We start from the raw sequence: 24,850 nt of genomic DNA on the forward strand, positions 1-24,850 counted from the left end.
GAGGCGACAAGCACCATGCGCATTCTGCTTATCGACGACACCCCGAAGAAGGTAGGCCGCCTGAAGGCCGCCCTGCTGGAAGCCGGCTTTGACGTAATCGAAGAGTCCGGCCTGACCATAGACCTGCCCGCCCGCATCGAAGCGATCCGCCCCGATGTCATCCTGTTCGACACCCAGTCGCCCAGCCGTGACGTTATGGATCAGGTATGCCTGGTGACGCGAGACCGCCCTCGGCCAATCGTCATGTTTACCGACGAGCACGATCCGGATGTCATGCGCCAGGCCATTCAGTCAGGCGTCAGCGCCTATATTGTGGAAGGCATTCATGCCCAACGATTGCAACCGATCCTCGACGTGGCCATGGCACGCTTCGAAACCGATCAGGCTCTGCGCGCCCAGCTGCAGGCACGGGAACAGCAACTAGCCGAGCGCAAGCGAATCGAGCTGGCGAAAGGCATGTTGATGAAAATGCGGGACTGCAACGAGGAGCAGGCCTACACCCTGATGCGCCGCCAGGCCATGAGCAAACAGCAGAAGCTCGTTCAGGTCGCCGAGCAGATCATTTCCATGAACGAGCTGCTCGGCATGTAAAGCCCCTCATTGACGTTGTTGCACGGCGTGCGCTGGCGAGGTTGGCAGCGCAGTGACCGTCTGACTCAAGCAGACCCGGTTGCGGCCCTGCCGCTTGGCTTCGTAGAGCGCCTTGTCAGCGGCCTGCAGCAGTTCCTCGGCTTTCTGGCCGCTCTGTGGATACATGGCAATACCCAGCGAAATGGTGACCGGGCCCAGAGGTGCACCGCCATAGACCAGTTGCATGTGACTGACCGCCTCACGTAGCGCCTCGCAACGCGCCAGGGCGCCTGCCTGGGTGCACTCGGGCAATACCAGGGCAAACTCCTCTCCACCGAAGCGGCAGGCCAGATCACTGGCCCTGACCAGGCGTTTAACCTCCACGGCCAAATGCCTTAAGACCGCATCGCCAGCCTCATGGCCGTGAGTATCGTTAAACCGTTTGAAGTGATCCACGTCGAACAGCACGACAGCCGTTGTCGTCTGGTTGCGACTGGCACGCAGCAGTTCGCGGCTCAGAGTCTCATCGAGGAAACGGCGGTTGTGCAGTCCGGTCAGCGCATCCACGATGGACTGATGACGCAGGCTGTCACGCAGGGCCAGGTTCGCCACGCCCAGGGATACCTGCTCGGCAAAGGCTTCGGCCAGCTTGAGTCCTGAGGTGGGATGCTCGCACAGCGTCAACACACCGATAGGCTCACCCTGCGCCATCAGTGGCACACAGACGTAGCCGCCTTGCGCCTGGACGACATTGACCAGATGGGGACAGACCAGATCCTTGGTTACGTCCTGGACATCATGGGTCTGCCCACGACGCACCGACCAACACTGGTGAGGCTCGAACATGGTCTTCTGCTCAACCCAGCCATTCCAGGCTCCTGCGAGTTCCAGGACATCCCGCGAGGGGTGATACAGATGAATACACCCTGGGGCGGATCCGAACAGCTGGCTGGCGAACCGGGTGATGATGTCGTAGCACTCGGCAAAGTCCGTAGTTGAATGCAAAGCGCTGGCCATACGGCTCATGAGCTCCGTTTCACGGTTGCGCAGTTCGAGCTGTTGCATGCCGTCGCTTAATTGCTCTGAGAGTTCAAGCAGGCGTTTTTCGCTTGTCTTGGTCTCATTTAGTACGCGGAACGTGAACTTATAAAGAATCGCAACGAGGACCAGATCGAGCATGGCAATAAGCAGGAGCGCAATACGGATGATCTGACGACGCCATTCCACCTGCTGAGATAGCAATATGCTCTCTTGCGACATACGATTTTCAATCGTGGCGACTTCCTGTCGAATGGTATCCATGAGCCGTTTTCCCTCCCCCGTGCTGACCCGTGCTACTGCCTCGGACAGCCCCCGCTCACGGCGCAGCTGAATAGTGCCATTCCAATAAGCTCGCTGCTGACCGATCATATCCTGAAGGGCAGCAAACTCAGGGTACTGCTTCGCATCCATTGCTTGCCGCAAGGGAATCACAAGATGGTCGACCTCGGCATATCCTTGAAACAGAGGCGTCAGATAATCTTCACGGCCTGTAATGATGAACCCACGCTGGCCGGTTTCACCATCCTTGATTGCTGAAAATAAGCGCTGCAGCTGTTGGAGGCGCATTTCAGCTGCTTCGTAGTTATCCAGGCCGCTGCGAATCCAGCTGGTGCTGCTAAGAGGCACAATCACATTGAGAACCAGCATGGCGATGATTAGGCTGAATCGGCTACGCAACTGCGAAGCAGTCTTGGTCATTGCTTGTTTCCAGGAGATGCATCTATCGGATTAGAAGTCTAGCCGCTGCTGATCAATCCATAAGCAGTGTTTGCAGGAAGCAATCGAGCAAAAAGGCAGAACAACGGTCATACCGGTAAGTCTGCCTGTTTTTTCCGGCAGGCGACAGGTTTGTTCGATCTCTCTTGAAGGCGGCCCCTATCTAGGCTATAAGCCCGGAAACCCCGTATGGACATCATCATGCTCAAACACTTGATCGGTCTGTTCAGAGCGCCTTCGGAAGAAGAGCGGAAATTGGCGCAAACGATCAACAACTCGTACAAGTCCCTTCGGGTCGTGGGCCGCGGTACCATCCGGATTGATCCTGAAGAAGTGTTCGACTCGCCGGAGTTCAAGCAGGATCTCGACCGAGCCAAGCGCCTTATCAACGGCTAAATGTTTCTTCTCCTTCTTCTGCCTATCCTGGTTAGCGGGTTTCTCGTCTGTCACAAGCACCCGCTTTTCTACTATCGCCTGCATCGCTACGAGGGACAGTATCTCTATTTGCAGAGCGCCCGACTGGGTCTGTTTTGCGCGCTTCTTTCGCTGACCCTCAACCTCATCCTGTTTCTGCTCGTGGCCCAGCATGACTGGACGGTGGCAGGCCGTACCTTTTCGCTCGATTACTTTTCCGGCCTGGCAAGCCTGATCCTGCGGACCCATGCCATTGAGGATGCGAGCCAGGCCGCCCAGCTCTCCTGGATTCTTATCCTTACCGTGACCGCACTCATGATCCCAAGGCCCTGGGCATTTCTGGCCAAGGCTTACATCAAGCGGCGGCATGGGTTGAAGGAAGAGAACTATGCGATGTTTCTCATGGCCGGCATTCTCAAGGACAGCCCGTTGGATGACCTGCTATTCAATGCCACGATCAACCGTGAAACCCTGATGCTCTCCCTGGAGGAGCGCAAGGTCTATGTAGGCAAGATCACGACTCTGGGCGAACCCAGCGAAACGGAAGGTGCCGATCAGGAGGTCTGCATCAAGCCGATCATGAGTGGCTATCGGGACAAGGACAAACTCTGGGTAACGTTCACGACCCACTATGCCGATGCGGACAAGGATATTTACCTCACGCTGAAGCAGAGCCAGATCCTGTCTGCGACCAAGTTCGACTTTGATGCCTACGAGCGCTTTGTCCGCAGTAAAAAGCCGGACCATGTAACGTCTTAACAAGACGATGCCTGTGCCCCATATCCGGGCATGTCTATCCACGATGCGCTGTAATGATTCAGACGGGCGGATGGTCTGACGTTAAAACCGCAGGCTAGAGCGCTTTGCTGACTTGGCGTGGCGTTTGCTAATCCATCCGTAACGGTAGCCAACGGCGGTTACCCACCTACGACAAAGGCGTCGCGTTGCTCCTGCTCCGGCAGAGGGCAACGTGGCGCCTTTGTCGTTTCTGCCCCAATGCCCGGGGCGGGTGGACGCTCCGCGGTTGTGCTGAATGCCTGGCATTTCACAACGCACGTCAGGCGCGTTCGCCTTGTGATGTTCGAACTGAGGCCCTGCCGCGTGGCGGGTACATCGTTGATTACGAGGTGCACGAATGAACACGAGTTTCTGGAAAGCCGGCCATGCGCCGACCCTGTTCGCCGCGTTTCTATATTTCGATCTGAGTTTCATGGTCTGGTACGTGCTTGGCCCGCTGGCCGTGCAGATCGCGGCCGACCTGCAACTGACGACTCAGCAACGCAGCATGATGGTCGCCACGCCCATTCTGGCAGGCGCCGTGCTGCGTCTGATCCTCGGCTTTGTGGCTGACACGCTCTCGCCCAAGACCGCAGGCATTATTGGCCAGATCGCCGTCATCGCGGCGCTATTCGTGGCGTGGCAGATGGGTATCGACAGTTACGAGCAGGCTCTGCTGCTAGGACTCTTCCTGGGTTTTGCCGGCGCTTCCTTTGCCGTCGCCCTACCGCTGGCCTCGCAATGGTATCCGCCGCAGCATCAGGGCAAGGCCATGGGCATTGCAGGTGCCGGCAACTCGGGAACGGTCTTCGCGGCGCTGTTCGCTCCTGGTCTTGCAAAACTGTTCGGCTGGACCAACGTCTTTGGCTGGGCGTTGATTCCGTTGGTCGCTACGCTCGTCTTCTTCGTATTGTTTGCACGCAATGCACCGCAGCGGCCTGCGCCGAAGAAACTAGCCGACTATGCCAAGGCCCTGGGTGACCAGGACAGCTGGTGGTTCATGTTTTTCTATAGCGTGACCTTTGGTGGTTTTCTCGGGCTTGCCAGTACCCTGCCGGGTTACTTTCATGACCAATATGGCCTGGAGCCCGTCGTTGCCGGCTATTACACCGCTGCCTGCGTCTTTGGCGGTAGCCTGATGCGGCCGCTGGGTGGCGCGCTGGCTGATCGGATTGGCGGTATCCGCTGCCTGTTGGGCATGTATACCGTGGCAGCTGTTTGTATTGCCGCAGTAGGCTTCCATCTACCCAGTGCAACGGCCGCCCTGGGGCTGTTCGTAGTCGCCATGCTGAGCCTGGGCGCAGGCAATGGCTCGGTTTTCCAGCTGGTGCCGCAGCGCTTTCGCAAGGAGATCGGCGTCATGACTGGCTTGATCGGTATGGCGGGCGGTATCGGAGGCTTTGTCCTGACGGCGGGCCTTGGTGCCATCAAGCAATCCACCGGTGATTATCAGCTGGGCCTCTGGCTATTCGCCTGCCTGGGCGTACTGGCCTGGTTTGGTCTGCTGAGTGTGAAGCGGCGTTGGAGAACCACCTGGGGATCGGCGGCCGTGTCTGCTGCACGCGTTTAACTCGAAGCGCCCGTCAAACGACGGGCATTTCGCTTCTAAACCTCTCTACTTCCTGACCGAATCCATGCCCCTTACCTTGAGCATCGGTGAAGCCACGGCCACCGGTCCACGACCGGAAAACCAGGACGCCCTGCGTAGCGTCACGCCGGCTCCCGCTCTGGCACTCAGCAAGGGGCATCTGTTTACCCTGGCCGATGGAGTAAGCCACTGCGCCGACGGCGGATTGGCTGCCCGCTCAACCGTACAGGCGGTGGCGATGGATTATTACTCAACGCCCGAAACCTGGCCTATTGCACAGTCACTGGATCGTCTGCTCCTGGCACAGAACCGCTGGCTACAAGCCGGGGCCCAAGGCCAGCCGTTACTGACGACGCTGACGGCCCTTGTGCTCAGAGGGCACCGCTACACCCTTGCCCATGTAGGCGATTGTCGGGCCTATCACCTTAGAGGCCAGACACTCTCCTGTCTGACAGAAGACCACGTCTGGCAACAGCCCGGCATGCAACATGTTCTGACACGTGCTCTGGGGCTGGAAGCTCATCTGATCGTGGACTTTCATGAAGGTGATCTGCAAATCGGTGATTGCTTCCTGCTGGTCAGTGATGGGGTCTGGGCCTGCCTGGGTGATGCGGCTATACGACGTATATTGCTGGATGAAGCCAACCCCATGTCAGTGGCCCATGCCTTGATCCACGCAGCCCATTTGGCGGGCAGTCAGGACAATGCCAGTGCATTACTGTTACGTGTTGACGCCCTGCCTGACAAACCCTTGGCGGATGCCCTCGCCGAGGTAGCGGGCTGGCCTGTTCCACCACGACTCAAAGAGGGCCAGATGTTCGAGGGCTGGCAGGTCGAACAACGCCTGGCGATCTCTCAGCAGTCCTGGCTGTATCGCGTGCGTGACAGCGCCGGGCGGCCCTGGCTGCTCAAGACTCTCGCCCCAGGTCAGCAAGGTGATACCCAGGCCATGCAGGCGCTCCTGATGGAGGAGTGGTTTCTGCGCCGGGTCGCCGGAAGGGCTTTTGTCGAACTGCATCCACTGCCTCAACGTCAGCACCTGTATTACGTACAGCGTGAATACCCGGGCCGCACGCTGGCTATCCAATTCAAACAGGCCGGTCCATTTCCGCTTGGCGAATGGCTGGATACCGCAACCCGCCTCTTGCGCGCTCTGGGTCAACTGCATCGGCGCAATATTCTGCACCGGGATATCAAACCCGAGAATCTGCACCGGGGCAATGATGGCGAACTCAGGCTACTGGACTTTGGCCTTGCCTATTGCCCTGGCCTTTCCCATGAATGCGAGGGCGCAGTGCCGGGTACGCCCAGCTATCTGGCGCCCGAAACGTTCGAAGGTGCCGCACCAGGGCCGCAGCAGGATCTCTTTGCAGTAGGCGTTACGCTCTATTACCTGCTGACAGGCCATTATCCCTACGGAGAAATAGAGGCCTTCCAGCGACCGCGTTTTCAACAGCCGGAACGTGTGCTGCGCTATCGGCACGACGTACCGCTCTGGCTGAACGACTGGTTACTGCGCGGTGTAGCGGTCGATCCAGCCCAGCGTTTCGAGACGGCAGAGGAAGCCTTATTACTTTTGGAGCAAGGCGAGCGGCAACCTGTATTACCGCCCAAGGCATTGCTAGAGCGCGAGCCACTGAAATTCTGGCGTACAGTGGCCTGCGTTTCGTTACTGATCAACCTCGCCGCTGTGCTGCTCTGGTTGTATCGCCATTGATCGATCTGACGAGCCAGCCAGCCAAGGCCAGCTCGCCTGTTTCAGTTGAGCTTGTTCGCGGGCGGTTGCGTTGACGGGCTCGTACTGGCCACGGTTGCCCCTGAGAGCTGACGGCAGCTGGCAAACAAATCCAGCTCTGCGTTATAGACCTGGGTATGGACACGCAGGAGACCCAACATGGAATGGAACAGGTTGTCCTGGCTGAGCGAGTCATTCCGGTGGACCGCTACACACTGGCTATTCATCCCCATCGACTGCTGATACGGCTGAGAAAACCACGCTACGCTGGCGATATGCTTCTGCTGATCCGGCGCTACGGCGTACGGCATGCCATGAAGAAATACATTGTACTCACCCAATGACTCACCATGATCGGACAGGTAGAACATGGCGGTACTCACCTTGTCCTGGTTGTTACGCAGGGTATTGATCAGGCTCGCCAGGACATGATCAGTGTAGCGAATGGTGTTGTCATATCCATTCACGATACTTTCCCGTGAGCACTGGCTCAGCTCGTTGTTCTTGCATACCGGGGTGAAGTGCTCGAAGGCCGCCGGGTAGCGTTTGAAGTAGGCCGGGCCGTGGCTGCCCATCTGGTGGAGCACCAGCACGGTGTCGCGCTGCATGTGATCGATGATGCCCTGTATATCCTTGAGCAGGATTTCATCATGACACTCGCCATCGCTGCAGAATGCCGGGTCCTGAGCCTTTGTCAGGCTTTCGAAGGCCACACGGTTACAGGTTTCCTTGCAGCCGGCCTGATTGTCGCGCCAGATCACGTCATATCCAGCCCGCTTAAGCACATCAAGCAGGTTCTCCTGACTTTTGGCCACACTGTCACTGTAATGCGCGCGGGTCAGATTGGAGAACATGCAGGGTACGGATACTGCCGTCTCGGTGCCGCAGGAATGCATATCGGTAAAGCTGATCACGCCCTCCTCCTGGCGCAGCTCGGGCGTTGTATCGCGGCCATAGCCATCCAGGCCAAAGTTGTCGGCACGTGCGCTTTCCCCAACGACCAGAACAGTCAATGTCTTGTGCGCACCGGCGCTGACGGGCGCCAGGCGTACAGCATCCGTACCGATCTCGCGCAGCGGACCCTTGGGTTTGGCCGTCGCGTCATGAACATAGCTGATCAAGGCACCCACAGAATTGCTGGGCGTCAGCTGCATATGGATCTCATGATGGTTACGGAACAGGGAAGACAGACTTTGATAGTTGAGCATGGCCACGCCGACTATAACCGCGGCGGTTAGGCCGCTGGCAATGGATTTGTTCAACAGCTCGCGCGGCCACCGGCGATACTGAACCGGTGTCCTCCAGAGCAGCCAGACCGGCAGCGCGCCGAGCAGAAGCAGATAGGCAGCCAGCTTGAATGACAGCAGATCCACCACTTCAGCCGTGTCAGTCTCCAGCGTGTTACGGAGCATCTCGGTATCGATCATGACACCGTACTGGTTCATGAAATAGGCAACCCCTGCGGCACTCAGAAAGAGCACACTTAGCAGCGGCTTGAAAACCCAGCGAAAGGCAAAAAAGGTCAGAATCAGGTTGAACGCTGCCAAGAACAGAACAGCCACTGCGCCCAAGGTGAGCACACCTTTCATATCGAGAGGTGTCACCACGTCGAACAGGTGAGTCCACAGTGGGACGTTGTAAAAAATCAGGAAAGCCGCACTCACGATCAGCGTGAGCCACTCGGGACGAACCGGTCTCAACTTCAGCATCTCGTACAACTCTTGAAATAAGATGACAAAAGTGTGGTGAGGGGCTCGTCAACGTTTCGTGAAGAAAGCCTTGTAAAAACGTTTCACTTAATTGCTTCTCAAACTGCCCCTCAAGGGTGTAAAAGAGAGAAGGAACCGTGATTCCAGACGGCATGCTTGCTAAGCTCCAAGCATAACCCTCAATAAGAAGATCATAGGGAGCTCCTCATGGCCCGCATCGAACTCAATCTTCCAAGCGACCAGTTTTATTTTACTACCCATCAAACGGTCCGCAGTACCGACATCAATGCCGGTGGCCACTTGAGTAACGAGTCGATGATTTCCATGATTTCAGAAGCTCGTACACGCTTCATGTTTTACTACGGTATCCGGGATGGTGCCGAGGATGGCATTGGTACCATGGTGACGGATCTTGCGACCGTTTATCTGGCTGAAGCCTTTGCAAGGGACAAGCTGCAATTTGACATTGGGGTCATGGACTTCAATAAATACGGGGGCGATATCATCTTCCGCATTACTCGGCCGGATACCGACACCACCATTGCGCTCGCCAAGTGCGGTTTTGTCTTTTACAACTATCGCGAAAAGCACATCGAGCCTATGCCCAAACCTTTCCACCGTATTTTCCCCAAGGTTAATTGGGTCAGTGATCGGCCAACGTCCAGTACGCAGAACGTCACGCCTATCAAGGAAAGTTCGCACGGATAGTGTGCAATGCGCTTCAAAGTGGTGCACAAAAGCTCAGAATAATCAGGATCTCCTGACAAAAAATAGAGCGCGGTCAGGCAGTTACATTCTTGGCACGTCCCCTGCTTAGTTTCTAGGCAGACATCAAGCGCAGCCTTCAACGGCGAACGGCAGCGCTCCCCCGACAGGCCTATGCAGGCCGATAACGGGACCGGACAAAGGCGTCCTCGCATTCATGTGCGGGACGCCTTTTTTGTTGCCTCGATTTCAAGCACGCCCGGTGGGCAGCTTGCGGAGACGCCTGATGAAAAAGCTCAAGCTGGTACTGATCGGTAATGGCATGGCTGGGGTACGCACCCTGGAAGAACTGTTCAAACTCGCCCCTGACCTGTATGACGTAACGGTCTTTGGCGCAGAACCACACCCGAACTACAACCGCATCCTGCTATCCCCCGTTCTGGCTGGCGAGCAGACCTTTGAGGAGATCGTCCTGAACGATCTCAACTGGTACGCCGAGCACGCTATCGAGCTGCATCTCAATCGCAGGGTTACGGAAATCGATCGCCAGAACCGCCGCGTCATAGCCGAAGACGGCACCGTGGCAGAGTATGATCGACTCATCATTGCCACCGGCTCCAACCCCTTCATTCTGCCCATTCCGGGCAAGGATCTGGAGGGTGTGATTGGTTATCGTGACATTGCCGATACCCAAGCCATGATCGATACGGCAGCCACGCATCGCCACGCAGTGGTTATCGGCGGTGGCCTCCTGGGTCTGGAAGCGGCCAACGGCCTCAAGCTACGCGGCATGGATGTCACCGTCGTTCATATCGGTGACTGGTTGATGGAGCGCCAGCTGGACAAGACGGCTGGCAACCTTTTGCAGACCGCCCTGGAAAGCCGTGGCCTCAACTTTCTGCTGCCCAAGCAGACCGCCGAGCTGCTCGATGACGGCAACGGTCGTGTCTGCGCCGTTCGTTTCGCCGATGGTGATCAAATACCTGCTGATCTGGTCGTGATGGCTGCCGGCATTCGTCCCAACTATACGCTGGCCGAATCGGCCGGATTGACCTGTAACCGCGGCCTGACCGTCGACGATACGATGCGCACCTCAGATCCAGACATCTTCGCCGTAGGAGAATGCGCAGCGCACCGAGGCATTGCCTATGGCCTGGTAGCCCCCTTGTTCGAACAGGCCAAGGTGTGTGCCAATCATCTGGCCCTTCAGGGCACCGCCGAATATCACGGCTCGGTGACGTCTACCAAACTCAAGGTTACGGGCATCGACCTGTTTTCTGCCGGGGACTTCATGGGCGGTGAAGGCTGTGAGGAGATCACCCTCTCCGATCCTATCGGCGGTATCTACAAGAAACTGGTGATAAGAGACGACATTCTCGTCGGCGCGTGCCTGTACGGCGATACGGCAGATGGCGGCTGGTACTTCCGCCAGATTCGTGAGAATCACAACGTTAGCGAAATCCGTGACCTGCTCATGTTTGGCGAGCATGCCATAGGCGATGCGGGCCATCAGGGGCAGGACAAGGCCATGCTGATGAGCGACGAAATGGAGGTCTGCGGATGCAACGGCGTCTGCAAGGGCACTATCGTCAAGGCCATCACTGAAAACAACCTGCTCTCCGTGGATGAGGTGAAAAAGCACACCAAGGCGGCCAGTTCCTGCGGCTCCTGCACCGGTCTGGTGGAGCAGATCCTGATCAATACGGTGGGCGGTGCGGCCGATGTAAAGCCCAAGAGCGAAAAACCGGTATGTAACTGCACTGACCATACCCATGGCTTCGTTCGTCAGGCCATCCGTGAGCAGCACCTGACGACCATTCCCGAAGCCATGACGGCCCTGGGCTGGAAAACGCCTAATGGCTGCGCCACCTGCCGCCCGGCACTCAATTACTACCTGATCTCCACGTGGCCGAGCGAAGCCAAGGACGATCCGCAGTCCCGCTTCATCAACGAACGCGCACACGCCAACATTCAGAAAGACGGCACCTATTCGGTTATTCCCCGTATGTGGGGCGGCGTAACCAGCGCAGCGGAACTGCGTCGTATTGCGGACGTGGCCGACAAATACAAGGTGCCCATGGTGAAAGTCACCGGAGGCCAGCGCATCGACCTGCTGGGTATCAAGAAGCAGGATTTGCCCGGGGTCTGGAAGGATCTGGACATGCCGTGCGGCCATGCCTATGGCAAATCCATCCGCACCGTGAAGACTTGCGTGGGCAGCGAGTTCTGCCGCTTTGGCACCCAGAACTCGACCCAGATGGGAATTGATCTGGAACATGCCCTGTTCGGCATGTGGTCACCGCACAAGGTCAAGCTGGCCGTCTCCGGGTGCCCGCGCAACTGCGCCGAATCCGGTATCAAGGACGTGGGCATCATTGGTGTGGACTCCGGCTGGGAGCTGTATATCGGTGGTAATGGCGGCATCAAGACCGAAGCTGGCGAATTCTTTACCAAGGTGAAAACGGCTGAAGAGGTCATGGAGTACAGCCTGGCCTTTATCGAGCTGTACCGCCAGGAGGCCTTCTACCTCGAACGGACCGTGCACTACATGCAGCGCGTGGGCCTTGAGCACATCAAGACTGCCATTCTGGACGATGCCGAGCGGCGCAAAGGCCTCTATCAGCAGCTGATGTTCGCCCTGTCGCTGGAACAGGACCCCTGGAAGGCGCGCATCGAACAGACGGCGCTCAAGAAGGAATTCGAACGGATTCCGGTGGCGGCGCTATAGACGTCTCTTGATCGATGGGTATCGCTTCGCTCACCACCCTCCTACGGAGCGGCCCATCGCGTATCCCTTTTACGCGACTTGAACAGGATTACCTCATGAACTGGCTGAACATCTGCGCATTGACCGATATCCCTCAACTGGGCGCCCGGGTCATCGAAGGTCCCAAAGGCGACATTGCTCTCTTCCGCACGTCTTCTGACGATGTCTTTGCCCTGGATGATCGTTGCCCGCACAAGCACGGCCCGCTGTCTCAGGGCATCGTCTTTGGCAAGACCGTGGCCTGCCCATTGCACAACTGGCAGATCGCTCTCGACTCCGGTGAAGCCCTGGCCCCGGATGTAGGGTGTGCCCACCGTTATCCGGTCAGGGTAGAAGACGGACGCGTCTATCTCGCTCTGGAGAAGACGCGCCGCAGCGCTCACATCATTGCCAGCACGACTGCCGCCTAATCGTTTGACCTGGCTCGCCGCCGGGCCCACGTGAACAGAATGGAGCACCCCATGACCATCCATCCTCACGAGCCGCGTGATGGCGCTGCTACCCAGATCACTGCTTCAACCTGCTGTTATTGCGGCGTAGGGTGTGGCGTGCTGATCGAACATGACGGTACTCGCATCCTGAATGTGACGGGCGATCCGGCTCATCCAGCCAATTACGGGAGGCTCTGTAGCAAAGGCGCTACGCTGCACCTGACCGGCGATCTGGATGCACGTGCGCTCTATCCCGAACTACGCCTGGGCAAGACGCTGGCACGCAGCCGGACCGATTGGGACAGCGCGCTTGACCACGCTGCCACCGTCTTTGCCGACACCCTCCGCGAGCATGGCCCGGACAGCGTGGCCTTCTATATCTCCGGCCAGCTGCTGACCGAGGACTACTATGCCTTCAACAAGCTGGCCCGTGCCCTGATCGGTACCAACAACATCGACAGCAACTCCCGGCTATGCATGTCGTCCGCGGTGGTCGGTTACAAGCGCAGCCTGGGAGCCGATGCGCCACCCTGCTCTTATGAGGATATCGAACACGCACAGACCCTGCTGATTGCAGGCAGCAACATGGCCTATGCCCATCCAGTCCTGTTCAGACGCCTGGAAGAAGCAAAGGCCCAGCGACCCGACATGAAAATCATTGTGGTCGATCCGCGCCGTACCGACACCTGTGAGTTGGCCGACCTGCACCTGGCCATTCAGCCGGGCACCGATGTTGCGCTCTTCCACGGCATCCTGCACCTGCTGCTCTGGGAGGGTTGGACCGACCGTCGCTATATCGATGCCCATACCGAGGGATTTGATGCCCTGAAAGCGTTGGTGCGAGACTATAACCCCAGCATGGTGGCAGAGCTGTGCGGCATTACCGTAGAAGCATTGACGACCTGCGCCCGATGGATTGGCGAATCGCCCGCGTTTCTGTCGCTCTGGTGCATGGGGCTGAATCAGTCCACTGCAGGCGTGGCCAAGAACTCAGCCTTGATCAACCTGCACCTGGCAACAGGCCAGATCGGCAAACCCGGTGCCGGTCCCTTCTCGCTGACCGGCCAGCCCAACGCCATGGGAGGACGTGAGACCGGCAGCCTGTCGAACCTGCTTCCTGGTCATCGTGAGGTAGCCGATCCTGTTCACCGTAGCGAAGTCGCGGCTTACTGGGGTATCGACGCGCTGCCTGAAACGCCCGGCCTTTCGGCTATCGAACTGTTCGATGCGGTGCACAGCGGCAAAATCAAGGCACTCTGGATTGCCTGTACCAACCCGGCTCAGTCCGTACCGGATCAGGCCAAAATTCATGAAGCCCTGGCCCGCTGTCCGTTCGTAGTGGTTCAGGAAGCCTTTTTCACGACCGAAACCTGTCGCTATGCCGACCTGCTGCTTCCTGCGGCCAGTTGGGGCGAGAAGGAAGGAACGGTAACCAACTCCGAGCGACGCATCAGCCATGTGCGCCGCGCCATCTCCGCACCGGGTGAAGCACGCTCGGACTGGGCCATCACGCTTGACTTTGCCCGCCGGCTGGAAAGCCGCCTGTACCCTGAGCAAAGCAGCCGATTCGCCTTCCCGACACCTGAAGCGCTCTTTGAGGAATACAAGCACCTGACGACAGGACGTGACCTGGACCTTTCCGGTATCAGCTATTCGCTGATCGATGCCCATGGGCCCCAACAATGGCCGTTTCCCACCGGCGCCAGCCAGGGCACGCCCCGCCTGTATGAAAACGGTGTGTTTCCCACAACGTCGGGGCGGGCACGCTTTGTTGCCGACGAGTACGCCGCGCCGAAAGAGAAGCGTGATGCCCGCTATTCGCTGACCCTCAATACTGGCCGCCTACGCGACCAGTGGCATGGCATGAGCCGTACCGGCACGGCGGCGCGGTTATTCAGCCATGTGGAGGAGCCACTTCTCTCCCTGCACCCGGACGACATGCGCCGCCGTCGGCTGATGAGCGGCCAGCTGACCCGTGTCAAAAGCCGTCGCGGCAGTCTTCTGGTCCGTGTCGAGTCGGACGAGAACATCAGACCGGGTCAAGCGTTCCTGCCCATGCACTGGGGGGATCGCTTTCTCAAAGGGCTCGGTATCAATGCCCTCACCCTCTCGGAATTCGATCCGCTCTCCAAGCAACCGGAGCTCAAACATGCCGGCATTGAAGTGGAAAAAGTAGAACTCCCCTGGGAGCTGTACGCACTGGTAGAAGGCCATGTACAAATGCGCTTCGAAACCCTGCGCCCACTGTTTGAAACCTTTAGCCATGCCAGTCTTACCCTGACTGGCCGTGACCGTCCGGCCCTGCTTATTCGCGCTGCACATGGGGAGTCACCGGACAAGGCCCTGCTTGCACAAATCTATAACAGTCTTAACCTGCTGGACGGACCGGTCATGGCCTATGACGATGCACGCCGCCAGGTGGGTAAGCGGGTTCGTATCGAGGCGGGCCGTATTACCGCGCTCTGCCTGACAGGTGAAACAGCAGCACGGCGCTGGCTCAAGAGCCTGTGGGAAGAAGGTCGAGCGGATCAGGACCTGCGCCGTTGGTTGTTGGCGCCCCTCAGCACGCCCCCTGGCAGCCAGACCGGGGTTAGTTGCAAAACGCTTTGCAACTGCATGAATGTCAGCGAAGCCGCCATTCGCGGCGGTATCGCTGAAGGACTTGACCTGAACGGGCTGAAGGCGTCGCTGGGCTGTGGTACGCAGTGCGGCTCCTGTGTTCCGGAGATCAAGCGCTTGCTGGCACGTACACCTGTCCATACCTGAAACGTCGGCAATAAGGCGCACCGTTTAGGTGCGCTAGTACCTAAACCTGTGCAAGAACACGGTAATGGACACTCATGATCATGATGAAAAGTGCTCTACACACCCACTTTCAATACTTGGCATAATCACTGCACTGATTTGTCTGACATAGGATGCGGCGCTCAACGGCGAGTGCGGCATTTTCTGAAGAGGCCTTCAAGGCCCGAACAGAACCGGACAAAGGCGTCCCTGCTGGTTACAGCGGGTGCGCCTTTTTTGTTTGTCCTGATTGAGTAGAACACGAGGGTATGTTCATGAATGCAAAAGTCTGGCTGATCGGCGCAGGCCCAGGTGATCCAGAGCTCTTGACCCTCAAAGCCGTTCGCGCATTGGGCGAGGCACAGGTAGTCCTGATTGACGACCTGGTCAATCCTGCCGTGCTGGAGCATTGCCCGCATGCACACATCATCAAGGTAGGCAAACGGGGCGGCTGCCGCTCAACGCCTCAAGCGTTCATTCATCGCCTCATGCTGCGTTATGCACGCCAGGGTAAGGTCGTGGCGCGCCTCAAAGGCGGCGATCCGTGCATTTTTGGCCGAGGCGGTGAAGAAGCCGAATGGCTGGCGAACCATGGCATTCAAAGCGAAATCGTCAACGGCATCACTGCCGGTCTTGCAGGTGCGACGAACTGCGGCATTTCACTGACTCATCGCGGCATTGCCCGTGGCGTTACGCTGGTCACAGCCCATACCCAGGACGACAGCTCATTGAATTGGGACGCCCTGGCCCGAAGTGGCACGACCCTTGTCATCTATATGGGCGTTTCGCGACTGAACGATGTACAGCAGGGGCTTCTGGCAGGTCAGATGGCTGCCTCTACCCCGGTCGCCATGATCGAAAACGCCTCCCTGCCGGAACAGCGGGAATGCCGAAGCACATTGGGAACCCTGTTAGCCGACGCAGCCCTCTTTCAGCTCAAGAGCCCAGCCATTCTTGTGATTGGCGAGGTCGCGTCTGCTGCCGAATCGCTTCGCCTGCCGCTTGAGCCTGTTCAGAAAACGCTTGTAGGATGACCAGAAAGCGCCTGCTCGTCACTGAGCGGGCGAGCCTTTAACTTCAAGTCACTTTATACATTCAAAGACTATATTCGTAGCATAATGCTACTATCAACTTTGCCAGCCTGCCGTCGATAACACGACAAGGACTTCACCTCAGTCCCAGGCCCTGCCCCTTGTTCGATCTTGCTACCGAGCTGCTCATGTCTCTGAAGACCTTTTTCTACTCACTGCATAAAAGGCATTTCAGAGACGTTGCCAGCATCATTGCCTTAGGTGTCTTACTGCTTGTCGTGATGATCGAATGTGATTTCTTCGAGCATCTTGTAGCCTTTAGCGCCAGACACGAAAGCTGGCAAGTCGACGAATGCATAACGGCATTCATCATCATTGGGTGGTGCGGCTTCTTCTTCGGATTCCGTCGCATCGCGGATATGCGTAAGGAAATCGAAGCACGCAAGCAGGCGCAGGAGGAAGCCTATCACCTGGCCAATCATGACAACCTCACGCACCTGCCGAATCGCCGCGCGTTGAATGAGCATTTCGCAAAAGCGATACGCGGCACGCGAGAGCCCTTCTTCCTAGCCATTTTCGACTTGGATGGATTCAAGGCCATCAACGATATATACGGCCATATTACGGGCGACCGGTTGCTCGAAGAGATTTCGCAGCGTGTGGCTACGGCTCTACCTAAAGGAGATTTTATTTGCCGCCTGGGTGGAGACGAGTTTGCTGTTCTGCTGCATTCCGCCAAGAGCGAGACCGCAGCCCACGCCATTCTGAAAGGACTGGCGGGTCTGGTTGCAACCCCGATGGTCCATGGTTCGACTGCACTGATGACGGCGGCCACATTTGGCGTTTCCCATTACCCCAATGATGGGCAGGACATCAGTACGTTGCTTCGTCGCGCCGATGTTGCGCTCTACCAGGGCAAACGCAACGGCAAGAACATCATTCGCTTCTTCGACATGGCCCAGGATCATATGCTGGAACAGCAATCCATGATTGCTCAGGCATTGCGCGAGGCCATCGAACACGGCTACGTCCGGCCCGAGTACCAGCCAATCGTTGCCTTGGATGGAATGACCATTGCCGGTTTTGAAGCGCTGGCCCGGCTTGATCATCCGATTCATGGATCCATCGTTCCCGACAAGTTCATTCCGGCGGCCGAGGAAAGCGGCCTGATGACCGAGTTGACGGATTATCTCCTGCGAAAAGCCTGTATCGATGCCAAATACTGGCCTACAGGCATTTATCTGTCCTTCAACCTGAGCGCGATCGATCTGCGCGATCCTCTGCTGCCGGACCGCATTGAACGTGTTCTGCTTGAGACCGGCTTTGCGGCCTCGCAGCTGGAAATCGAAATCACCGAAACCGCCATCGTCAAGGATATCCGGCAGGCCAAGCTCAACCTGGATCTGCTACGGGAGCTGGGCGTACGGGTCGCTGTCGATGACTTTGGCACGGGTTATTCCAGCATGGCGCAGATCAGCCGCTTTACCTTTGATAAGTTGAAAATCGATCGCGAGTTCATTGACTCCATGGCCATCAATGACAAAGATGACAAGATCGTGCGCTGCATGCTCGGGCTGGGACATGGTCTGAACATGCCATCCATTGCCGAAGGGATCGAACATGACTATCAAGTCCAGTGGCTACGCGAGGCAGGATGTGAATTCGGTCAGGGGTTCCTCTTCAGCAGGGCGGTGCCCAATTCCGAGGTTCCTGAGCTGCTGGAACGCCACGGTTGCTATAGGTCGGACGCCTCCCGCGCAGAGCCGGTGATTTAGGCCTACCCTTTCAGGTCACAAGGCGAGCGCAGCCCGCTCGAACTGATCCGCCCCGTTCCGCTCTTATTAGATAAGCCCATCAAGAGCGACACCATGGATCTTGTCATCGCCCGACCCGAAGGTCTCTATTGCCCTCCAGGGGATTTCTATATCGATCCCTGGCGCCCCGTCGAACGCTCCGTCATTACCCATGCCCATGGCGATCATGCGCGTGGGGGGAATCAACATTACCTGGCGTCAGCGCCCAGCGAAGGCATTCTTCGCTCCCGATTGGGGCAAGACATCAATCTGCAAACGCTGCACTACGGCGAAGTCATCGATCACCATGGCGTCAAAATCAGCCTTCACCCGGCTGGGCATGTTCTGGGCTCAGCCCAGGTCCGCTTGGAATACCAGGGTGAGGTCTGGGTAGCGTCGGGGGATTACAAGGTAGAACCGGACGGCACCTGTGACGCCTTCGAACCCGTGCACTGCCACACCTTCATTACCGAATCCACATTTGGCCTGCCTATTTATACCTGGCAGCCGCAGGCAGAGATTTTTGCGCAGATCAATGCCTGGTGGCGGCAGAATGCAGCGGAAGACCGCGCCAGCGTGCTGTATTGCTACGCCTTCGGCAAGGCACAGCGCATCCTGCACGGAATCGATGCGAGTATCGGCCCTATCCTGACCCACGGCGCTGTGGAACCGCTCAACCGGGTCTACCGTGAAGGGGGTGTGTACATCCCGGATACCCAGTATGCAGGGGACTTCAAGAAGAACGACCCTCTTCTGCGTAAGGCCCTGATCATTGCGCCGCCCTCGGCTGGCGGAAGCACCTGGATTCGCCGATTCGGCGAGCATAGCGATGCCTTCGCCAGCGGCTGGATGATGCTGCGTGGAACGCGTCGGCGTCGTGGCGTGGACCGTGGCTTTGTGCTCTCCGACCACGCCGACTGGCCTGGCCTGCTCTGGGCCATTGAGCAGACAGGGGCTGAACGGGTCATGGTGACCCATGGCTCTGTGGGAGTGTTGGTGCGCTACCTTCGTGAACAGGGACTGGATGCCCAAGGCTTTACCACGGAATACGGTGATGAAGACAACGAGCCCAACAACGAGAAGTCCGCCTAAGTGAAAAGAATATGCCCGTGCGCCTTTTGCTCGTACCAATCAATGCTTCAGCGCAATGTCATCAGGCAAGCGACTGTATCGAATCAAGGCGACCCGTTCATCATGCGGAACCCGCTTTATCAATGCATTCACCGAGTCGGCCAGCTTTTTGAGCACGGAAGGATTGGTCTGGCCAAAGTGATGAATCTGCTCGAATGCTAGCCCTACTGCCAACTCGAATGTCAGAGGGCGCTCGATCAACCGGATCTTTCCGTCGTCACCGCAATGTGTCCAGCAAGGCTTACGCTGCCCCAGGAACGTCAGTGTTTCACAAAGCCGGTCAATGGCTCGAAATGCCGTAGTAGGATCATTGATGGAAGGCGATAACGCCTTGATCGCGATATCTGCCATTTCTATCAGCCAATACTCGATATCCTGCTCGGGCGTACGATCCGATCCAAGAATGAACTTCTTTCTCAGCTCCGCCATGACAGTTGCATCAACCGCCTCGGCAGGCCAGATAGAGGCAATTGGATCACCGGGCAGGATAAAACTGCCGGTGCGGTGTTCCACACGAACCACCAGGCTCTGATTGTGCGCCAGCCTGAGCAGCCCCTTGCGGTCGATAGCCTGCAGGTATCCTCCCCGCTGCGTACACAAAGGATACCCGTTCTTATCCAGCGCCTCGCTCACATACGCATCGGGTTCGGCCCGGGGCTCATCGAGAGGTGCGAAGGCCTGTTCAATCTGTTCGTTGGCGCGGTGAGTCACCTGCTGCAGGATGACGGCAATCTGCATGGAGCGGGAGGCGTGATCGATGAAGTAGATGATCAAACCAACGCTGATCAACGCCAGCACTATGCCCAGCGCGATAGCGATCTGTGGAACGAAGGGGGCGGATGAGGGCGAGGCTGAGCGGATCATGCTCATGACAATCAAGGTGTACGTGAAGGTCCCGATCAGCAGGCCCAAGACCACTTGATTGGCTCGATCAGAAGTGAAGTTTCTGAGTTGACGCGGCGAGAACTGACTGCTGGACAGCTGAAGTGCAACGATCATGATGGAAAAGACCGTGCCCGTGACCGTCACCACACTGGTTCCAATCGCCGATAGCACTGAACGAGCCCCCTCCCCTGTACTACCCGCCAGCCACACCAGCCGATCACCTGCATTGATGATGCCCAGGCGCTCCAGGGACACGAGCGCCACGGCCAATCCGGCCGCCAGGAGCGCTATCACCATCGGGATAAACCAGAGACTGTCCCGGCAGGCGATCCAGATGAAGCGGATATGTTGGCCCATCTACTGCAACCTCATTGTCAGACAATCACTTAGAAGGCTGCAGTGGTCCTCCTGTTCCACGTCGCCTGATAAACCGGACAGGGGAACAGGAACACACCACATCACGAACTCCTTTCCCCATAACAGGCTCATAACAACAGCGAAGCGATATCGGATTAACAGAGGCTCGCGAGCGGCCCGTTACTGATTGCTTCTGAACGCTGTGTAGAAAGCGAGACCACGATGAAAGCCTTCGCCGACCTCTATGCCCGCCTGGATGCAACGACCTCAAGCAATGCCAAGCTTCAGGCCATGCAGGATTACTTCAACCAGGCCGAGCCTGCCGATGCAGCCTGGGCCGTTTACTTCCTGGCCGGCGGACGCCCGCGGCGAACGGTGCCCACGCGCCAGCTTCGAGAGCTGACGATTGCCGCCTCGAACCTTCCGGAATGGCTGTTCGAGGAGAGCTATCAGGCGGTAGGCGATCTGGCAGAAACGATGTCGCTGCTTATTCCTACCGCCAAGCATCTTTCGGATGAGGGTCTGGCGGTCTGGATGGAGGAGCGGCTTCTGCCCTTACGTGGCCTTGCGCCGGAAGAACTGGCTGAGCGCCTGCCGCAGCTGTGGTCGCAACTGGACCGGCCCAGTCTCATGGTCAGCCTTAAGCTTATTACCGGCGAGTTTCGGGTTGGCGTATCCAAGCTGCTGGTTACGCGCGCGCTCGCAACCATGGCAGGCCTGGATGCCAAGCGCGTAGCCCAGCGTCTGGTGGGCTATACGGACCTGTCCCATCGTCCGACTGCTGAAGCTTACCTTGCGCTGATCGCTCCCGAGTCGGACGATGAACATGCGCAGCGTGGCGGGCAGCCTTATCCGTTTTTCCTGGCGCATGCCCTCCAGCTACCCGTCGATCAATTCGATGCCCAGCTGGGGCCTGTCGAGAACTGGCAGGTGGAGTGGAAATGGGACGGCATCCGCTCGCAGTTGGTCAAACGCGACGGGCGCCTGTGGATCTGGTCTCGGGGCGAGGATCTGGTCACCGATCGTTTTCCCGAACTGCACGCGCTCGCCACCTGCCTGCCGGACGGCACTGTCATTGACGGTGAAATTGTCGTCTGGAAAGACGAGGAAAGCCCCGACCTGCTGATGAGCAGCAAAGAGGTCACCCACCAGCAGGCCGAACACGCGCCCGGCGAGCCTATTCCGTTTGGCGTCAAACCCTTTGCGCTCTTACAGCAGCGCATCGGTCGTAAAACCCTGAGCAAGAAGCTGCTCGACGATGTACCTGTAGTCATCCTGGCCTATGACCTGCTGGAATGGCAAGGCCATGACTGGCGCAGCCGCCCGCAGCATGAGCGTCGGGCGCAACTCGAAGCGGTCACCGCACAGTGCAACAGCCCTCTTTTACGCCCCTCCCCCCTTCTTGCCGGTGAAAGCTGGCAGGACCTTGCCCACCAGCGGGAGGGCTCCCGCACGCTCGGGGTGGAAGGCATGATGCTCAAGGCCCGGGACTCGCTTTATGGGGTGGGACGCACCAAAGACATGGGCGTCTGGTGGAAATGGAAGGTCGACCCGTTCTCGGTGGATGCGGTACTGATTTATGCCCAGCGCGGCCATGGCAGACGCGCCAGCCTATACACCGACTACACCTTTGCCGTCTGGGATGGCCCGCCGGGCACCGAGCGTACCCTGGTACCTTTCGCCAAGGCTTATTCGGGTCTGACCGACGAAGAAATGCGCAAGGTGGATGCCATTGTGCGCAAGACTACTGTCGAGAAATTCGGCCCTGTACGCAGCGTCCAGCCAACACTGGTATTCGAACTGGGTTTTGAAGGCATAGCCCTGTCCACGCGGCACAAGAGCGGCGTTGCCGTGCGCTTCCCGCGCATGCTGCGCTGGCGTCACGACAAGCCTGTTGAAGAAGCAGATACGCTGGACATCCTGCAAGGCCTGCTGGTTTAACCAGACAGGCCTCCTTTACAGACGTCTCAGAATGCGACCGATGTCTGTAGATAGACGGTACGCGGCTGCCCCAGGTATTTGCCCTTGTTGTTGTCGTCAAAGGAGCGGGTGTAATACTCGGTATTGAAGATATTCTTCACCCCGACCGCTACTTTCAGGTTGGACAGTTGCGGACCAAAGTCATAAGCCGCACGACTGTTCCAAGTCATGTAGCCAGGGATACGGCCGTTGCTGCCATCGGCGCTCTCCTCCACCGTATTGGCATTATCGGCGTACTGGCTGGATTGGAAGGCGCTGTCCAGATCCAGGCGCCAGGCATTGTGGGTGTAACCTACGCCCAGCGTACCCTTGTGTTTGGACGAGAACGGTACACGGTTACCCTTGTTTGGCCCCTCTTCACGAATGGTGGCATCCACGTAGGCGTAGGTTGCGTAGACATCAAATCCGGCCAGGCTCGGACTCAGGTCTTCCAGCTGATAAGCCACGCTGGCCTCAAGACCGCGGTGGCGTGTTTTACCACGGGCGATAACCGTATCCAGCGTCTGACTGCTGTCGTACTGGTTATCAAAATTGATAAGAAAGGCTCCCAACTCCGCCTTCAAGATCCCGTTATCGTAACGAGTACCCACTTCCCAGGTGCGTGCCTTTTCCGGCTTTACTTCACCAGCAGCAACCCGGTTCGGCATCTGGCTGTACTGGACCGAACCAAACGAGCCCTCTGTGTTGGCATACAGGTTCCAGGTGTCGGTTACGTGATACATCACGTTCAGCGCGGGCAGCGAGGCGTGGTAGTCACCTTTATAAGGCGTATTGTTGAGCTTGTTGACCTGCTCGGAATCGATCAGCTCGTAACGAATACCTGGGGTAAACGTCCATTTGCCGATGTCGATACGGTCGTCGATATAGAACGCATTGGCCTCGGTGCTGCCGCGGGTGTCGCGATCGTTGCGGCTGGACGTGGATGGCCGCTCCGTGGAGGTTATCGGTACCCGATATCGCAGCTCGTGACTGGCCTCGTTGACATAGCGGTAGCCGATGCCCACCTCATGCCAGCTTTCGCCTAGGGAAAAGCCCTGGGAGAACCGGGTTTCCACCCCACGCACCCAGTACTCGCGGGGGGATAGCGACTGGAATGTACCTTGATTCAGATAACCGCTGCGTAGGGTCTTGGTGAAGAACGTATTCACAGTGAACTTCCGCGCGTCTTCTTCATACTGATACCCCAGGCCGACCAGGGTACGACGGCCCCAGAATTTATCCAGGGGACGTGTGGACTGGTACGGATTGCTGTCGAAATCGGCAACTGACAAGCCACCCGGCATCTCTGCCTCGCCCTCGTAGTACTGGCCGATCGCCGTAAAGCTGTTGGCGTCATCGAGCTGGTATTTACCCTTGAGGATCAGATCATCAATCTGCGTATCACTGTGCTCACGGTAGTCACCGCCCCGTACGCCTGAATACAGCAAGGCGCCACCCAGACCGTTTTCCCCCGTACCGCCAATGAGCAGGTTGCCACTGGTCTTGATACCGTCATGACTTGAAGACGGGCTGAGTTCGTTCTGGATGCCGCCCTTGACGGTAAAGTCGTCAGGAATGGCACGGGTCACGAAGTTGACGATACCGCCCACGTTCTGCGGGCCATAGCGGACTGCACCACCACCGCGCACCACATCGACTGCATCCATGTTGCCCATGGAAATGGGTGCAAAGGACAACTGTGGCTGGCCATAGGGTGCAAACGGGACCGGGATGCCATCCATCAACACCGTCGAACGGGATGCGAGACGCGGATTGAGGCCTCGGATACCAAAGTTGAGTGCCATGTCATGACTGCCGGTTCCGTTGTTTTCCGGCGCATTCACACCGGGAATTCGGTTGAGCACTTCGCGCGCCGTGGAGGCGCCGACCCGCTCGAACTCATCGCGGCGGATCACATCCCGTGCCCCTGGATGCTCGAATACATCCTGCTGCTGCGCATCACCCAGCCAGTCACCTACCACGGTCAGGGTTTCCAGGTTGGCTGCTGCCCTCTCATCGTTAGTGGCGGATGCCGAAACAGCAGCGGGTTGCAGGCTATAGCCACCCTTCTGCGCGACGGCCTCAAGCCCACTTCCCTCCAACAGATGGCTCAACCCTTCGAAAATACCGAATTCACCCTCCAGCCCTTGAGTGGTGCGGTTCGTCGTCAGATCGGGACTGAACGCCACCATGATATTCGCCGTCTGGCCGAACTGGTTGAGGGCGGCCTCCAGCGGACCGGGGGCAATATGAAATGTTCGGCTCACCTCAGCCTGAGTAACCGTTTGCGCCGTTGCCATCAGCGGCACGCTGCCAAGCAGCACAGCTGTACCGAACACGACATGGCGAAGCGCCCGGCTTAAAGGGGTCAACATAAATGTAGAGGAAGACATGAGATCAGCCTGCAGTAAGGGTATCTGCCTTACTTGTCACGCAAGAAGTGGAAAAGGCTCACC

The 24,850-nt window shown here is 57.8% G+C and carries 17 protein-coding genes; 13 read left to right on the plus strand and 4 right to left on the minus strand.

Features of this window, described 5'->3' with window-relative positions:
• Positions 1-15 precede the first annotated feature (15 nt).
• Complete coding sequence (locus tag JQR90_RS12600; RefSeq protein WP_010794985.1) at positions 16-591, plus strand: ANTAR domain-containing response regulator; 576 nt, start codon at positions 16-18, stop codon at positions 589-591.
• 6 nt (positions 592-597) lie between these two features.
• Here JQR90_RS12600 and JQR90_RS12605 read toward each other — a convergent pair whose 3' ends face one another.
• On the minus strand, positions 598-2,310 hold the full coding sequence (locus JQR90_RS12605; protein WP_010794986.1) for a diguanylate cyclase: 1,713 nt from the start codon (positions 2,308-2,310) through the stop codon (positions 598-600).
• Between the two features lie 207 nt (positions 2,311-2,517).
• Here JQR90_RS12605 and JQR90_RS12610 point away from each other — a divergent pair, with 207 nt between their 5' ends.
• The 4 genes from JQR90_RS12610 (at position 2,518) to JQR90_RS12625 (ending at position 6,824) form a co-directional block, all read left to right on the plus strand.
• Positions 2,518-2,724 carry a hypothetical protein gene (locus tag JQR90_RS12610; protein WP_010794987.1) on the plus strand — a complete coding sequence of 69 codons (207 nt, stop codon included), beginning with the start codon at positions 2,518-2,520 and terminating at the stop codon, positions 2,722-2,724.
• Positions 2,725-3,501: a hypothetical protein gene (locus JQR90_RS12615; protein ID WP_010794988.1), complete on the plus strand. Its 777-nt coding sequence runs from the start codon at positions 2,725-2,727 to the stop codon at positions 3,499-3,501.
• A gap of 376 nt (positions 3,502-3,877) precedes the next feature.
• A complete protein-coding gene (locus JQR90_RS12620; RefSeq protein ID WP_010794989.1) occupies positions 3,878-5,089 on the plus strand; it encodes a nitrate/nitrite transporter in 1,212 nt (403 codons plus the stop codon).
• A gap of 64 nt (positions 5,090-5,153) precedes the next feature.
• The gene (locus tag JQR90_RS12625) at positions 5,154-6,824 is read left to right on the plus strand and encodes a bifunctional protein-serine/threonine kinase/phosphatase (RefSeq protein WP_010794990.1); all 1,671 of its coding nucleotides are present in this window, start codon (positions 5,154-5,156) and stop codon (positions 6,822-6,824) included.
• A 41-nt stretch (positions 6,825-6,865) separates the two neighbouring features.
• Here JQR90_RS12625 and JQR90_RS12630 read toward each other — a convergent pair whose 3' ends face one another.
• The gene (locus JQR90_RS12630; protein ID WP_010794991.1) at positions 6,866-8,551 is read right to left on the minus strand and encodes a phosphoethanolamine transferase; all 1,686 of its coding nucleotides are present in this window, start codon (positions 8,549-8,551) and stop codon (positions 6,866-6,868) included.
• A gap of 207 nt (positions 8,552-8,758) precedes the next feature.
• Between JQR90_RS12630 and JQR90_RS12635 the strand changes: the two genes are divergently transcribed.
• From JQR90_RS12635 to JQR90_RS12665, 7 genes are all read left to right on the plus strand, one after another.
• Positions 8,759-9,259 carry a thioesterase family protein gene (locus JQR90_RS12635; protein WP_010794992.1) on the plus strand — a complete coding sequence of 167 codons (501 nt, stop codon included), beginning with the start codon at positions 8,759-8,761 and terminating at the stop codon, positions 9,257-9,259.
• A gap of 283 nt (positions 9,260-9,542) precedes the next feature.
• The gene (gene nirB, locus JQR90_RS12640) at positions 9,543-11,984 is read left to right on the plus strand and encodes a nitrite reductase large subunit NirB (RefSeq protein ID WP_010794993.1); all 2,442 of its coding nucleotides are present in this window, start codon (positions 9,543-9,545) and stop codon (positions 11,982-11,984) included.
• Positions 11,985-12,079: 95 nt separating this feature from the next.
• On the plus strand, positions 12,080-12,433 hold the full coding sequence (nirD, locus tag JQR90_RS12645; protein ID WP_010794994.1) for a nitrite reductase small subunit NirD: 354 nt from the start codon (positions 12,080-12,082) through the stop codon (positions 12,431-12,433).
• 51 nt (positions 12,434-12,484) lie between these two features.
• Positions 12,485-15,220, plus strand: coding sequence for a nitrate reductase (locus tag JQR90_RS12650; protein ID WP_434140037.1), 2,736 nt, complete (start codon positions 12,485-12,487; stop codon positions 15,218-15,220).
• Between the two features lie 293 nt (positions 15,221-15,513).
• Complete coding sequence (cobA, locus tag JQR90_RS12655) at positions 15,514-16,272, plus strand: uroporphyrinogen-III C-methyltransferase (protein WP_010794996.1); 759 nt, start codon at positions 15,514-15,516, stop codon at positions 16,270-16,272.
• 185 nt (positions 16,273-16,457) lie between these two features.
• Positions 16,458-18,044, plus strand: coding sequence for a putative bifunctional diguanylate cyclase/phosphodiesterase (locus JQR90_RS12660; protein WP_010794997.1), 1,587 nt, complete (start codon positions 16,458-16,460; stop codon positions 18,042-18,044).
• Between the two features lie 93 nt (positions 18,045-18,137).
• Positions 18,138-19,154: a ligase-associated DNA damage response exonuclease gene (locus JQR90_RS12665; protein WP_010794998.1), complete on the plus strand. Its 1,017-nt coding sequence runs from the start codon at positions 18,138-18,140 to the stop codon at positions 19,152-19,154.
• A 39-nt stretch (positions 19,155-19,193) separates the two neighbouring features.
• Here the strand turns inward: JQR90_RS12665 and JQR90_RS12670 are convergent, their stop codons facing one another.
• Entirely contained in the window at positions 19,194-20,435 is a 1,242-nt protein-coding gene (locus JQR90_RS12670) for a DUF2254 domain-containing protein (RefSeq protein WP_073449341.1), read from the minus strand.
• A gap of 222 nt (positions 20,436-20,657) precedes the next feature.
• Here JQR90_RS12670 and JQR90_RS12675 point away from each other — a divergent pair, with 222 nt between their 5' ends.
• The gene (locus JQR90_RS12675) at positions 20,658-22,376 is read left to right on the plus strand and encodes an ATP-dependent DNA ligase (protein ID WP_073449343.1); all 1,719 of its coding nucleotides are present in this window, start codon (positions 20,658-20,660) and stop codon (positions 22,374-22,376) included.
• A 26-nt stretch (positions 22,377-22,402) separates the two neighbouring features.
• Here JQR90_RS12675 and fecA read toward each other — a convergent pair whose 3' ends face one another.
• The gene (gene fecA / locus JQR90_RS12680) at positions 22,403-24,787 is read right to left on the minus strand and encodes a TonB-dependent Fe(3+) dicitrate receptor FecA (protein ID WP_010795001.1); all 2,385 of its coding nucleotides are present in this window, start codon (positions 24,785-24,787) and stop codon (positions 22,403-22,405) included.
• Between the last annotated feature and the right edge of the window lie 63 nt (positions 24,788-24,850).

Origin of the sequence: Pseudomonas sp. JZ114, assembly GCF_051027705.1 — a bacterium.
Taxonomy (GTDB): Bacteria; Pseudomonadota; Gammaproteobacteria; order Pseudomonadales; family Pseudomonadaceae; genus Chryseomonas; species Chryseomonas luteola.